The organism is uncultured Algibacter sp., assembly GCF_947487605.1.
Lineage (GTDB): Bacteria > Bacteroidota > Bacteroidia > Flavobacteriales > Flavobacteriaceae > Algibacter_D.
The window spans coordinates 86,331-101,065 of sequence record NZ_CANKXK010000012.1 but is presented as its reverse complement, the minus strand read 5'-3'; the positions used below and the strand labels follow the sequence as shown (position 1 = coordinate 101,065).

General features: G+C 31.9%; 11 protein-coding genes and 1 pseudogene. 10 read left to right on the top strand and 2 right to left on the bottom strand.

Annotation, left to right across the window (positions count from 1 at the left end; translation table 11 throughout):
* The first annotated feature begins 15 nt into the window (after positions 1 to 15).
* The 9 genes from Q0739_RS13475 (at position 16) to Q0739_RS13435 (ending at position 11,352) form a co-directional block, all read left to right on the top strand.
* On the top strand, positions 16 to 468 hold the full coding sequence (locus Q0739_RS13475) for a transcriptional repressor (RefSeq protein WP_298239255.1): 453 nt from the start codon (positions 16 to 18) through the stop codon (positions 466 to 468).
* 12 nt (positions 469 to 480) lie between these two features.
* Complete coding sequence (locus Q0739_RS13470) at positions 481 to 1,755, top strand: adenylosuccinate synthase (RefSeq protein WP_298239254.1); 1,275 nt, start codon at positions 481 to 483, stop codon at positions 1,753 to 1,755.
* A 107-nt stretch (positions 1,756 to 1,862) separates the two neighbouring features.
* Positions 1,863 to 3,686 carry an OstA-like protein gene (locus tag Q0739_RS13465; RefSeq protein WP_298239253.1) on the top strand — a complete coding sequence of 608 codons (1,824 nt, stop codon included), beginning with the start codon at positions 1,863 to 1,865 and terminating at the stop codon, positions 3,684 to 3,686.
* A gap of 2 nt (positions 3,687 to 3,688) precedes the next feature.
* Entirely contained in the window at positions 3,689 to 4,867 is a 1,179-nt protein-coding gene (locus Q0739_RS13460; RefSeq protein ID WP_298239252.1) for an aspartate aminotransferase family protein, read from the top strand.
* Positions 4,868 to 5,029: 162 nt separating this feature from the next.
* Entirely contained in the window at positions 5,030 to 6,418 is a 1,389-nt protein-coding gene (locus Q0739_RS13455) for a tetratricopeptide repeat protein (protein WP_298239251.1), read from the top strand.
* Positions 6,419 to 6,470: 52 nt separating this feature from the next.
* On the top strand, positions 6,471 to 7,481 hold the full coding sequence (locus Q0739_RS13450; RefSeq protein ID WP_298239250.1) for a DUF368 domain-containing protein: 1,011 nt from the start codon (positions 6,471 to 6,473) through the stop codon (positions 7,479 to 7,481).
* Positions 7,481 to 8,497 (top strand): DUF368 domain-containing protein, encoded by a 1,017-nt coding sequence (locus Q0739_RS13445; protein ID WP_298239249.1) that lies wholly within the window; start codon positions 7,481 to 7,483, stop codon positions 8,495 to 8,497. Before Q0739_RS13450 ends, Q0739_RS13445 begins: the two co-directional genes overlap by 1 nt.
* Positions 8,490 to 9,230 carry a shikimate dehydrogenase gene (locus tag Q0739_RS13440; RefSeq protein WP_298239274.1) on the top strand — a complete coding sequence of 247 codons (741 nt, stop codon included), beginning with the start codon at positions 8,490 to 8,492 and terminating at the stop codon, positions 9,228 to 9,230. Before Q0739_RS13445 ends, Q0739_RS13440 begins: the two co-directional genes overlap by 8 nt.
* A 112-nt stretch (positions 9,231 to 9,342) precedes the next feature.
* Positions 9,343 to 11,352 (top strand): DUF349 domain-containing protein, encoded by a 2,010-nt coding sequence (locus Q0739_RS13435; protein WP_298239248.1) that lies wholly within the window; start codon positions 9,343 to 9,345, stop codon positions 11,350 to 11,352.
* A gap of 182 nt (positions 11,353 to 11,534) precedes the next feature.
* On the opposite strand, the gene mazG is transcribed toward Q0739_RS13435, so the two are convergent.
* Positions 11,535 to 12,308: a nucleoside triphosphate pyrophosphohydrolase gene (mazG, locus tag Q0739_RS13430; RefSeq protein ID WP_298239247.1), complete on the bottom strand. Its 774-nt coding sequence runs from the start codon at positions 12,306 to 12,308 to the stop codon at positions 11,535 to 11,537.
* A 202-nt stretch (positions 12,309 to 12,510) separates the two neighbouring features.
* Here mazG and Q0739_RS13425 point away from each other — a divergent pair, with 202 nt between their 5' ends.
* A complete protein-coding gene (locus Q0739_RS13425) occupies positions 12,511 to 14,127 on the top strand; it encodes a M28 family metallopeptidase (RefSeq protein ID WP_298239246.1) in 1,617 nt (538 codons plus the stop codon).
* Positions 14,128 to 14,166: 39 nt separating this feature from the next.
* Here Q0739_RS13425 and Q0739_RS13420 read toward each other — a convergent pair.
* Positions 14,167 to 14,307: pseudogene (locus Q0739_RS13420) on the bottom strand (nucleoside triphosphate pyrophosphohydrolase); the annotation flags it as partial.
* Positions 14,308 to 14,735 lie beyond the last annotated feature (428 nt).

Below are 14,735 nucleotides of genomic sequence, written 5' to 3'. Positions count from 1 at the left end.
ATTTGCGACGAAATTATGAGTGCAAAATCAGATACCAAAAATCAAGACATCGTTAAAAGTGTATTTACGAGCTTTTTAGAAACTAATGGGCATCGTAAAACACCTGAACGATATGCGATTCTTCAAGAAATATATAATAATACAGAACACTTTGATATAGAGTCCCTATATCTTAGTATGAAAAATAAAAAATATCGGGTATCTAGAGCAACACTATATAACACCATAGAACTACTATTAGAATGTGGATTGGTTAGAAAACATCAATTTGGACAAAATCAGGCACATTACGAGAAATCTTATTTCGATAGACAGCACGATCATGTTATTTTAACAGATACTGGAGAAGTTATAGAGTTTTGCGATCCAAGAATTCAGTCTATTAAAAAGACAATTGAAGAGGTTTTCGATATTGAAATAAACAACCACTCACTATACTTTTACGGAAACAGAAAATCAACCAACTAATTATTTTTTACAATGGCAGTAGATTTACTACTAGGATTACAATGGGGAGACGAAGGCAAAGGAAAAATTGTTGATGTACTAACCTCAAACTACAATATTATTGCACGTTTTCAAGGAGGTCCAAACGCAGGACATACTTTAGTTTTTAATGGCAGAAAACATGTACTTCATACCATACCATCTGGAATATTTCATGATGATGCTACCAACTTAGTGGGAAATGGCGTAGTTATAGACCCTGTGATATTTAAAGGAGAACTAGACAAACTAGAAGAACAAGACGTTGATTATAGAAAATCATTATTAATTTCTAGAAAAGCCCATATTATTTTACCCACACATCGCTTACTTGATGCAGCTAGTGAAGCTTCAAAAGGTAAAGCTAAAATTGGTTCTACTTTAAAAGGTATTGGACCAACTTACATGGACAAAACTGGCAGGAACGGTATTCGTGTTGGAGATTTAGAGTTGAGCGATTGGAAAGAAAAATATAGAGCTCTAGCTAATAAGCATGAATCTATGATTGCTTTTTATAATGTTGAGATAGAATATGATTTAGCTGAATTGGAAATCGAATTTTTTAAAGCTATTGAAGTTTTAAAATCTTTAAAATTTATTGATTCTGAAGAATATATTTATCAAGCACAAAAATCTGGACAAAGCATTCTGGCTGAAGGTGCTCAAGGCTCTTTACTAGATATTGATTTTGGAACCTACCCATTCGTAACTTCAAGTAACACAACAGCTGCGGGTGCTTGTACTGGTTTAGGGGTAGCACCAAATCAAATTGGAGAAGTCTTCGGGATTTTTAAAGCCTATACAACACGTGTAGGGTCAGGTCCCTTTCCTACAGAATTGTTTGACGAAGACGGAGCAACCATGGCTAAAGTTGGTAACGAGTTTGGAGCCACAACTGGTAGACCAAGACGTTGTGGATGGCTAGACTTAGTAGCCTTAAAATATGCATGTCAAGTAAATGGTGTAACGCAATTAATGATGATGAAAGGCGATGTGCTTTCAGGGTTTAAAACCTTAAAAGTATGTACTGCATATAAATATAAAGGTGATGTGATTTATCATTTGCCTTATAATATTGAACCAGAAAATGTAGAACCAATCTACACAGATTTTAGTGGATGGAATGAAGATTTGACAGAAATGTCTGAAGCATCTCAAATACCTCAAGCTTTAAACGAATATATAGAGTTTTTAGAAAAAGAGTTGGAAATTCCAATTACAATCGTTTCGGTTGGACCAGATAGAAAACAAACTATTTTTAGAAATTAAAACATTTATTTTTATAAACTAACGCTTCAAATTATTTTGGAGCGTTTTTTGTTTCCATATACTTAAACAGTATTTTAATCGTTATTTTTGCGTTAAATCACATGATATTGAATTCAAGCTTTCGCATATTTATTTTCCTATTTCTAAGTTTGTTCTTTGTACCGCATTCCGAAGCACAAAGCAAAAAGAAAATAGAAATTAAGTATTCTGGTTTCTTAACTACCGACGAAGACAATCCTGGTGCCAAAATTTTAACTCGTGACGATTCCGAACAAGTACATATTGCTCATGAGAGTATTAATATGTGGTGTGATCGTGCCATACACTATAGCAGCGAAAACTTTATAGAAGCCTATGGTAATGTAAAAATGATTCAAGGTGACACGATAAACATGAATTCTAAATATGTGGAATATAGTGGAAAAACACAACTCGCTTTTGCCAGTGGTGATGTGGTTTTAACAGACCCTAATTCCACCATAACAACAGACACCTTGTACTTTGACCGTATTAAACAAGAAGCTTTTTACAGAACTGGTGGAACTGTTGTAAAAGATTCATCTGGCACGATAACGAGTAAAGTTGGTAGATATTATATGAATTTAAAGAAGTACCGTTTTGTTCAAGATGTTGTTTTAGTAAATCCAGATGCGACTATTAATTCAAATTACTTCGATTTTTATTCAGATACTGGACACGCCTATTTATACGGTCCATCAACTATTGTTACAGAAGAGAGTAAAACCTACTGCGAAAAAGGTTTTTATGATACTAAAAATAAAACTGGATATGCCGTAAAAAAATCTAGAATAGATTACGACAATCGTATTATTGAAGGAGACAGTTTATATTTTGATAATAATAGAAATTTCTCATCTGCAACTAATAATATAAAAGTTACCGACACCATAAACAACAGCATTGTTAAAGGTCATTATGCCGAAGTTTTTAGAGGTGCAGAAAAAGATTCCCTATTTATAACAAAGCGTGCATTAGCCATTACAGTTCAAGAAAACGATTCTTTGTATGTGCATGCAGACACCTTAATGGTAACAGGAAAACCAGACAAACGAATTACGCGCGCTTTCAGAAATGTGAAAATGTATAAATCAGACATGAGTGGTAAATCAGATTCCGTACATGTTAACCATGAAACTGGTTTAATGAAGTTTATTAATATTTCTAAGTTTTCTTCTGCCGATAAATTTGCAACTGTTAGAAAACCTATTTTATGGAATATTAAAAATCAAATTACAGGCGACACTATTCATTTAAAATCAAATCCAGAAACAGAAAAAATTGATTCTCTTATTGTATTCGAAAATGCATTCCTCATAAGCAGAGACACACTTGAAGCAGGCTATAATCAAATTTCAGGAAGAAGATTAATAGGATTGTTCAACGAAAATAATGACTTAAATCAAGTCGATATTATTAAAAACGCACAGTCTATATATTACTTTAGGAATGACAAAGGAGAATTAGTTGGTATTGATAAATCTAAATCTGGAAGCATAAAAATACTCATAACCGAAAAAGAAATTGATGAAGTAAGAAAGCTTAACCAAATTGATGGCGACATATTTCCTGAAGATGAATTTCCCGAAAACCAAAAACTTTTAAAAGGTTTCGATTGGCGTGAAAAAGAACGTCCTCAAAGCGTTGAAGATTTATTTAGTGATGACCCACCTCTAGATTTACCAATAATTAAAGGTTTGGATGATTACATCCCTCAAGATGAGTTTTTCGATGAAGAGATGATTGATCGTATTAACAAGGCAGATAAAGAATCTAAAATTCAAGATAAATCAAAGTCTAAAGCATCTAGAAACCTTCCTAAAAAAATAAAATCCAAACGAAAACTTTTAGGACCCACTAAATTAGCAGATCCCAATAAAAAGAAACTGATAGCACCTAAAAGCAGTCAATAATAATGATTTCAGATTTCTTTAAATACCAAGCACAAACAACGCCACATCCCTTGGCAATGGAAATCTCTCATGCTAAGGGTTCATATATTTATGATATTAGCAAAAAACCATATCTAGATTTTGTTGCAGGCATATCTGCATGTCCCTTAGGTCATAATCATCCTAAAGTTATTGATGCCATAAAAGAACAAGCAGACAAGTATTTACATGTCATGGTTTATGGAGAATACATTCAAAAACCTGCTGTAGAACTAACCAAACTTTTGGCAAAAAACCTTCCAGAAAAATTAGAAAAAACCTATTTAACAAATTCTGGAACAGAGGCCATAGAAGGCGCCCTAAAACTAGCTAAACGAGCAACTGGCAGAAGCGAAATAGTTTCTGCTAACAAAGCTTATCATGGCAATACTATGGGTGCAATGAGTGTTATGGGTTTTGAAGAACGCAAGCAAGCATTTAGACCACTATTGCCAGATGTTCGTTTTATCTCTTTTAATAATTTTGAAGAATTAAATCTCATAACTAATAAAACCGCTGGTGTTATTTTAGAAACTATTCAAGGTGGCGCTGGCTTTATCGAACCTAAAGATGATTATCTAAAAAAAGTTAGAGAGCGCTGCGATAAAGTTGGAGCACTATTAATTCTAGATGAAATACAACCCGGAATTGGTAGAACAGGTAAACTTTTTGGATTCGAAAATTACAACTGTACACCAGATATTTTGGTTACCGGAAAAGGTTTAGGTGGCGGCATGCCAATTGGTGCTTTTACAGCTTCGGCTAAACTTATAGACTTACTCATGGATAACCCGAAATTAGGACACATTACAACCTTTGGTGGACATCCAGTTATAGCTGCTTCTGCTCTAGCAACATTAAAAGAAATAACAGCAAGCAACTTAATGCAACAAGCTACAGATAAAGAAAAACTTATTCGTAACCTTTTAGTACATCCACTAATCTCAGAAATTAGAGGAAAAGGGCTTATGCTGGCCTTAATAATGCCCACATCGGAAATCGCAAATTCACTAATTCTTCAAGCACAAGAACATGGCTTGATTCTATTTTGGTTGTTATTTGAAAATAAAGCCGTTAGAATTACACCGCCTTTAACCATATCTAACGAAGAGATAACAAAAGGCTGTGGCATTATTATTGATATTTTAAATAGTATGAAGTAATCGAAAACCAACTTCAAACTTCTGAAAATCAAATTAAAACAACTAAACAGGCGTTAAGAAATTTTAAATGTTCATTACTTTGTTAAAAACATTTACAAATCAAGTGCCAAAAAAAAGAATAGAACCTTAAATTTATTGAAGTAGAAACTTACTAATGTGCCTATGGAGTTTAGTCATAACGACAACAACAACTTGCCACTTTCTAAATTTGAATCGATGTTGAAAACAAACAATGTTTTGTTTTTTGATTCTGAAGAATTTGAAAACATCATTCATCATTACCTTAACCAAGGTAAAATAGCTCTAGCTAAAAAAGCTATTAAGCTTGGGCTCGATCAACACCCGACATCCATAAATTTACGCCTTTTCAAGGTTGAAGTATATGTGTTTGAAGATAAGCTAGATGACGCCAATGAATTATTAAATGTTCTCTATTCACTTGACCCAATGAATGAAGAGCTCTTCATTCAAAAAGCAAATATTTTATCTAAACAGGATAATCACCAACAAGCCATTGAAGTTCTAAAAAAAGCATTAGAATTAACCGATGATGTGGTTGACATCTATTCACTAATTGGTATGGAATATCTGTTTTTAGACTCTTTTGAAGATGCAAAATCAAATTTTATGAGATGCATTGAAGCAGATGTTCAAGATTATTCTGCACTTTATAATATAATTTATTGCTTCGATTTTCTCAACCAACATAATGAAGCTATAGACTATTTAAATGTCTTTTTAGATAAAAATCCTTATTGTGAAGTTGCATGGCATCAATTAGGGAAACAGTATTTTGAGTTAAAAAACTACGAAAAAGCCTTAACTGCTTTCGATTTTGCTATTATTTCAGATGATAGATTTGTCGGTGCTTATCTTGAACGCGGAAAAGTTTTAGAAAAGTTAAATAAATATGAAGAAGCTATAGAAAATTATAGTATTACTTTAAAACTTGATGACCCAACATCTTTTGCATTATTAAGAATTGGTGGCTGTTATGAAAAACTAAATAAAGACGATTTAGCTGTTCAATACTACTACAAGACAGTTCATGAAGATCCTTTATTAGACAAGGGTTGGATAGCTATTACTAAATTTTACAACCGCAAAAAGAACTACCAAAAAGCTTTGTATTATATAAATAAAGCAATAAATATAGACGCTGAAAATGTAATTTATTGGAAACTATATTCTCAAATTAATCAGCGTTTAAACTTTTATGAAGAAGCCGAACGCGGATTTAAAAAAACACTTGAACTAGGTAATTATGAACTTAACACTTGGTTATCGCGTGGCGATCTTTTAATAAAGCTTGGCGAATTAGAAGCCGCCATCTACAATTTTGAACAAGCTGTGGAATTTTATCCAGAAAATGCCGAATTAGAATATAGGTTAGCTGGACTTTATTTCGCTTTAAATGAAAACGATAAAGGAACATTTCATTTAAAAAATGGTATTCGATTTAACGAAGACTATGGCTTTATAGTAGAAGAACTTTTTCCAGATGTCGCAAACAAAATTCTAGTTAAAAATTTACTAAAAGCAAATCTTTAAGGTTACGTTTCATTAAAATGCATACCTTTGATTTTCGTTTAAAAATCGAGTAATGCAAAGACGTTTACAAGATTATTTCATAATTTCTTTAAAAGGAATAGCCATGGGAGCTGCAGATGCCGTCCCAGGTGTTTCTGGTGGTACTATTGCTTTTATTTCTGGTATTTACGAAGAATTAATTTCCACAATTAGCAATGTAAATATTTCTTTATTTCGCACCCTTTTTACAAAAGGGATAAAAGCTTTTTGGCAACAAGCAAATGGAAATTTCTTAACAGCGCTTTTATTAGGTATAATTGTGAGTTTTGTGTCTTTTATGAGGCTTGCTAAATATCTTTTAGAACATCATCCCATACTAATTTGGTCATTCTTTTTTGGCTTAATCGTAGCCAGTATTTATTTTATTGGAAAACAAATTACCAAATGGAGCTTTGCAACTATAGTTTCATTAATTGTAGGTGCGGTCATTGCTTTTTATACTACTACCCTGCCAGCACTTGCAAATAATGATGATTCTTGGTTTTTGTTTATCTCTGGTGCTGTCGCTATTTGCGCCATGATACTTCCTGGTATTTCAGGATCATTTATTTTAATTATTCTTGGTGCGTATAAAACATTAAGTAATGCTTTACATGATTTCGACATAAAAAAAATAGTCATTTTTGCTACTGGTGCTATCATAGGTTTATTAAGTTTTAGTCACGTATTAAAATGGTTATTTAAACATTATCATAATATAACATTAGCTTTATTAACAGGATTTATATTTGGTTCTTTAAACAAAGTTTGGCCTTGGAAAAGAACCGTTTCTGTAATGTCTGACCAGACAGGTGATATATTACCTTTTAATGAAATATCTAATTTAGGTACACTTAATGTGTTTCAAAAACAAACAAACGATTTCGATTCTTATAAAACTGTTTTAGAAGAAAGTGTTTATGCTTTAAATTATTCTGAAATCAACGAATACATATATCCACAAACAACTCCTGCAGTTGTTTTAATGATTATTGGTTTTTTAACTATTTTTATTCTTGAAAAACTTGGTTCTAAAAAACAATAATGCAAAGCACTCGAACATTTACCGATAAACTTTTTTTAGTTTTAAAAGGACTAGGCATGGGAGCTGCCAATAAAGTTCCTGGTGTCTCAGGTGGTGTGGTTGCTTTTGTTGCAGGATTCTACGAAGAATTCATTTATTCGCTTCAAAAAGTAAATGGTAAAGCTTTCAAATTATTAATAAACGGTCGATTCAAGAGTTTTTTCTACTATATAAATGGGCGTTTTTTAAGCTTGCTATTCTTTGGCATGATTATAAGTTATTTTAGCGTTTCTAAAATTCTAGATTACTTAATAAAGCATTACGAATTATTTGTATGGAGTGTGTTTTTTGGAATGATTATAGGCTCTATTTACTATATAAATAAAGATTTTAAAGACTGGAATTCTAAAACTTTATTAACTTTATCCGTCGGTATTATTTTAGGACTAAGCATCAGTTTTTTAAACCCCGCAAAAGAAAACGACAACCTTTGGTTTGTCTTTTTTTGTGGTATTATAAGTGTTGCAGGAATGACGCTTCCAGGATTTTCTGGTTCCTTTATTCTTATTTTAATAGGGAATTATGTACTGCTACTAGTAGATTCAGTTAATGCTTTATATGATACTTTTTATGAAATATTAGGTGGTAATTTTAGCTTTACTGAGAATCCAGTACGAGTTCGAATGCTAAAGGTTTTAACCGTTTTTACATTAGGTTCTATAACGGGGCTGGTAACCTTTTCCCATGTTTTAAGCTATATTTTAAAACACTATAAAAATATTACGCTTGCAGCCATAATAGGCTTTATTATTGGCTCCTTAGGTGTAGTATGGCCGTGGAAAAAAACAATTTACAAAATGAATAATGATGTATATTCACTAGATTCTACAGGCGAAAAAATAATCGAAAATTACCAGCGGTATATACCCGAATTAAATTCAGAAACCTTTTACGCTATTACCTTTATTATTCTTGGAATTTTAATAGTATTGGGCTTGGAAATATATGGTAAGAAAACTAGAAAACAGCATGCATAAATTAGGGCTATTAGGTAAAAACATATCCTATTCTTTTTCTAAAGAATACTTCAAAAACAAGTTTATAAACGAAGAAATAGATAATGTATCTTACGACAATTTCGATATTGAAGATATTACTCTCTTTCCTTCAATAATCAATGAAACAAAAGGCTTAAAAGGGATGAATGTTACCATACCTTATAAAGAAACTGTAATTCCTTTTCTTGATAAATTAAATAAAAAGGCAAGAGCTATAGGCGCAGTTAACACCATTAAAATTAATAAAAAAGGCAAATTAATTGGTTACAATACAGACTGTTATGGATTTAAAAAATCGATTGCTCCATATTTGAATGAAAACCACAAATCGGCATTAATCCTTGGCACTGGTGGTGCAAGCAAAGCAGTTATTTATAGCCTAAAAAAACTAGATATTCAGTGCCATTATGTTTCTCGAAATGTATCTAAAAAAGTTAGTTATACCTATTCAGAATTAAATGAAGACATCATAAAACAACATCTAATTATTGTTAACTGCTCTCCCGTAGGAACCTTCCCAAATATAAATGACTGTCCAAATATTCCGTATGGCGGAATTACAAATAATCATATCTTATTTGATTTAATCTATAACCCAGATGAAACAAAATTTTTAAAACTGGGAAAAGAAAAAAATGCCACTGCAATTAACGGTTTAAAAATGTTAAAACTGCAAGCAGAAAAAGCATGGTCTATCTGGGATTTAAAATAAAAACCTTCGCTTAACTTATTAAAAACGCAATCTTCACTTTGTAAATACTAGAGTTGTTAGTATCTTTAGACTTTATAGAATCACATTAATAACGACCCTAAACATTTTTAAAATGTCTGAGATTGATAACCTGCAAAAAGCAGAAGGAGAAAATAAAGAATTAAATTTAGATTTAAATAAAACGGAAAATCAGGAACAAGCTGAGAATACCGATTTAAACATTGAAAACACTTCACAGCCAGAAGATGTATCTAATAACGCTTCCAATACGGCTGAAACTTCCGATGAAACTCCTAATTCTGAAACACCAGAAAACACACAAGAACCAGACGAGGTTATTGATGAAATTGAAGCTTCTAATGCAGAAGATGCAGAAGACGAAGGCAATAAAGAACGACATACTATAGAAGTTAAAGAGTATGATAAAATGTCGTTGGAAGCCTTAGCTATTGAATTGGAAAAACTGATTAAAACAGAAAAAATTCAAGCTATTAAATCTCATGTAGATCATATTAACAGTGATTTTAAAACTAAATTCCAAGCTTTAATAGATGAGAAAAAAGCAGATTTTTTAGCCGATGGTGGTAATGAAATAGACTTCTATTACTCCTCTCCTGTTCAAAAACGATACAAAACAGCTTACAGAGAATACCGCAATAAATTAAATGAGCATTATAAAAGTCTTGAAAAAAATCTAAAAGAAAATTTAGCCAATAAACTTGAAATAATTGAAGAATTAAAAGGCTTAATTAATGTTGAAGAAAACATAAATACAACCTACAAGCATTTTAAAGAATTACAAGAACGATGGCGCAATACAGGACCTATTCCGCGCGATAAATACAACAATGCTTGGAATAGCTATCACCACCATGTTGAGATATTTTACGATTTTTTACATCTAAATAGAGATCTTCGCGATCTTGATTTTAAACATAACTTAGATAAAAAACTCAAAATTATTGAGCGTGCAGAAGAACTTGCACAAGACGATGATATAACACGATCGTTTAGAGAACTTCAAGAACTGCATAAAATGTGGAAAGAAGAGTTGGGTCCTGTTGGAAAAGAACATCGAGAGGTTATATGGGAACGTTTTAAAACAGCCACAAAAGTTATTAATGATAAGCGTCAACTTTACTTTAAAGAAATAGATAAAGTTTATGAGAAAAACCTTGAGAAGAAAGAAGAAATAATTGCAAACATTAACGAAATTGCTTCTCAACAAGTTAGCTCTCATGGTGCATGGCAGAAAAAGATAAAAGAAATTGAATCTTTAAGAAACGACTTTTTCAATGCTGGAAAAGTACCATTAAAAGTAAATGAAGCCACTTGGGCAAAGTTTAAAGACGCTGTTAGAACTTTTAACAGACAAAAAAACGCTTTCTACAAAGGACTTAAAAAAGAACAATATAAAAATCTTCAGAAAAAATTAGAATTAATAAAAATTGCTGAAGACAACAAAGACAGTGAAGATATTCAAGTAACCACAGCTTTGATGAAAAAAATTCAAAGTGATTGGAAAAAAATAGGTCATGTACCTCGTCGAGATAGTGACAAAATATGGAAACAGTTTAAAGCAGCTTGTAATCATTATTTCGATAAGCTTCATGCAGAAAGAAATGCATCTAACAAAGTAGAACTAGATGCGTTTAACCAAAAACATGAATTATTAGATTCTATAAAAAAAATAAAACTTTCTGGTGATAAAACCAAAGATATAGAAATCATTAACACGCAAATAAATACTTGGAAAACACTAGGAAGAGTTCCTCACGACAAACGCTATATTGAAGGAAAATTTCATAAAGCCTTAGATGGTTTATTCTCTAATCTTAAAATGGATAAGAATGAGATTGAAATGATTAAGTTCGAGAATAAATTAGAAAGTTTAAATAGTTCTGAAAGCACAAGAGATTTAGACAACGAACGTTCTTTTATTCGAAAGAAAATTGATGAAGTTAAAAGTCAGATTAATCAATTAGAGAATAATTTACAATTCTTTACTAATGTAGATGATGATAACCCGCTAGTTAACGAGGTACATACTAACATAAAAAAACACAAAGAAGATTTAGACTTGTGGAAAGCTAAGCTTCGAAAAATTAAAGATTTATATTGATTAGCCATTAGCTAAAAAAGTAAACTGTAAGGTAAAAACCTATCGCAATTAACCTTCAAAAGGTACATCACTAAACTCACTTCTTTATCATTCCGACCGAAGCATGAGAAGGAATCTCGACGTTTTAAAGATTTTTCGTCGCTCGTTTCTCACACTGTTCGAAATTACAAATACATGCACAGCTACAAAGTTTTAGCCTCTTCCCAAAATACATCCATTTCGGCAAGCGTCATATCTTTAAGTGGTTTATTTAAGCTTTTTGCTTTACTTTCTAGATACTGAAAACGTTTTGAAAATTTCTTATTCGTACGCTCCAAAGCATTTTCTGGGTTAATGTTTAGAAAACGTGCGTAGTTTACCATTGAAAACATGACATCTCCAAACTCACTTTCCATTTTATCTTGGTTACCAGATTGCACTTCAGTTTTAAATTCGTTTAGCTCCTCCTCTACTTTTTCCCAAACTTGAGCTGGTTCTTCCCAATCAAAACCAACACCTGCTACTTTTTCTTGAATTCGGTTGGCTTTTACTAAGGCTGGTAAACTTTTTGGAACCCCTTCTAAAACACTGGTTTTTCCCTCTTTTAGTTTTAGATTTTCCCAATTGCGCTTAACGCCTTCCTCGTTTTCAACTTTTACGTCGCTATAAATATGCGGGTGTCTGTTTATTAGTTTTTCGCAAATGCTGTTACACACATCGGCAATATCAAAATGGTTGGTTTCGCTACCTATTTTAGCGTAAAATACAATGTGCAATAATACGTCGCCCAACTCTTTTTTAACTTCTTCTAAATTCTTATCTAGAATAGCGTCTCCAAGTTCGTAAGTTTCTTCTATGGTTAAGTGACGTAAGGTTTCCATAGTTTGCTTTTTATCCCACGGACATTGCTCACGCAACTCGTCCATAATGGTTAATAATCTATCAAAAGCTTTTAACTGATCTTGTCTGGAGTTCATTATTTAGAAGTTTTTTCAAAAATACAATTTTGATGTTTTGGATGGGGAGTAATTTGTTTAATAATTGTTGACAATAACTATATACTGCGTTTCTTAATTTTGACAGAAAAATTAGCTAACTTAGCTTACCATCGGATATAAAACATTAAAACGATTTCATATACGTGAAAGTTGGCAATAATTTATTCAAAATCAATAATTTATGAAGAACTATTTAAAAATTTTAGTACTAGTACTTTTTATTAGTTGTGAAAACAACAAAAGAAACGTCACAGATTTTGTAGAAGTTAACCAAACAACTATTGGTAATCATATTGAGCGTCTAGCGTCCGATGAATTTCTAGGAAGAAAACCATTTACTGAGGGGGAAGTAAAGACCGTAAACTATTTAAAAGATGAGTTTGAAAAATTAGGAGTTTTGCCAGGAAATGGTAGTAGTTTTTTTCAAGATGTTCCAATGGTAGAAATTACTGGAACTCCATCAGAAAAAATGATTATTTCAGGAAATAACGAAAGCTTTAATTTAGAATACTTAAAGGATTTTGTTGCAACAACAAATAAAACAGAATCTGACCTAAAACTTGATAATTCAGAACTTGTATTTGCAGGTTATGGTATTGTTGCTCCTGAATATGGATGGAATGATTATGAAGGTATAGATTGGAAAGGAAAAACTGCTGTTGTTTTAATAAATGATCCTGGTTTTAAATCTGGTGATTCAATCTTATTTAAAGGAAATGAAATGACTTACTATGGACGTTGGACATACAAATATGAAGAAGCTGCAAGACAAGGTGCCGATGGACTTATAATTATTCATGATACAGAGCCAGCTTCTTATGGTTGGAATGTAATTGAATCTGGTTGGAGCGGTGCGCGGTTAATTATAGAAAGTGATTTACCTCTATTAAATATTGAGTCATGGATTAGTGGTGAAAGTGCTGAGAAAATGTTTGAAATTTCAACAATGAAAGGTCAAGACTATAAAACACTTTCTAGAAATAAAGACTTTAAACCAATTCCATTAGGCTTAAAAGTTTCAGTAGGAATTAAAAATAAAATTAAGAAAGATGTTTCCAAAAATGTAGTTGCACTTATACCAGGTACAGATAGAAAAGATGAATTTATTATATACTCTGCTCATTGGGATCATTTTGGAGTTGGTAAATCAATAAATGGTGATTCAATTTACAATGGATCAGTAGATAATGCCTCTGGTACAGCAGGTTTATTAGCAATTGCTGAAGCATTCAAAAAAACCAAACCTACAAAACGTTCAATAGTCTTATTAGCAGTTACTGGTGAAGAACAAGGATTATTAGGTTCAGCATATTATTCAGAAAACCCCATTTTTAATCCTAAGAAAACAATAGCAAACATTAATATTGATGCGCTGGATAGTCCAGGAAAAATGAAAGATTTAACGATTACAGGTTTTGGTCAATCTGAAATGGATGAATATGCCAGAGAAGCAGCTAATAAACAAAACAGGTATATTATTCCTGATCCAGAAGCAGAAAAAGGATATTTCTTTAGATCAGACCATTTTAATTTCGCAAAAATAGGAATACCTGCTTTGTATGCAAGTGGTACTTATGAAGGGTTTGATGTTAGTATTGAAGAAGTAAAGAAGTATAATGATTATTATCGTATTAATAAATATCATCAACCTTCAGACGAATACAATCCTGAAACAACAGAATTAAGTGGTGTTCAATTAGATTTACAACTTTTCTTTAATGTAGGTTTTAAATTATCTAATGAAGAATATTTTCCAAAATGGTACAATGGAAGTGAATTTAAAACTGCTAGAAAATAACCTAACCAACAAATGAAATTCAAACAAAATAGTGCCTCTAAGTTCGTAAGTTTCTTCTATGGCTAAGTGGCGTAAAGTTTCCATAGTTTGCTTTTTATCCCACGGACATTGCTCACGCAACTCGTCCATAATGGTTAATAATCTATCAAAAGCTTTTAACTGATCTTGTCTGGAGTTCATTATTTAGAAGTTTTTCAAAAATACAATTTTGATGTTTTGAATGGGGAGTAATTTGTTTAATAATTAGATCTTGACAATATAATCTATAACTTGATTTTGTCAGAAAAAAATTATAAATTCGTTTGACGTCGGATATAAGTCATTGAAACGACGTATATCCGTAAAACCGCTAAACGAACCTTTCCAAAAAAAACCTCTTTTCGGTTTAAAAATAAAGTTAGCGGATAAGTTGCGTTAGGGATTGTAGTGGCATCCTTTTTTTGAAAAGATAAAAACATGCCTTATTTAGAACTAAAATTTAACAGATAGTCACGTCGTTCCTCTTACTATGACGAAAAAAAAAGATATAACGGAAAGCCCGACCGAAGTGACTCCTGCAAGGTTTTGAAAACCTTGTAGGTATGGAACGCAGGGAACGCCCAAATTTT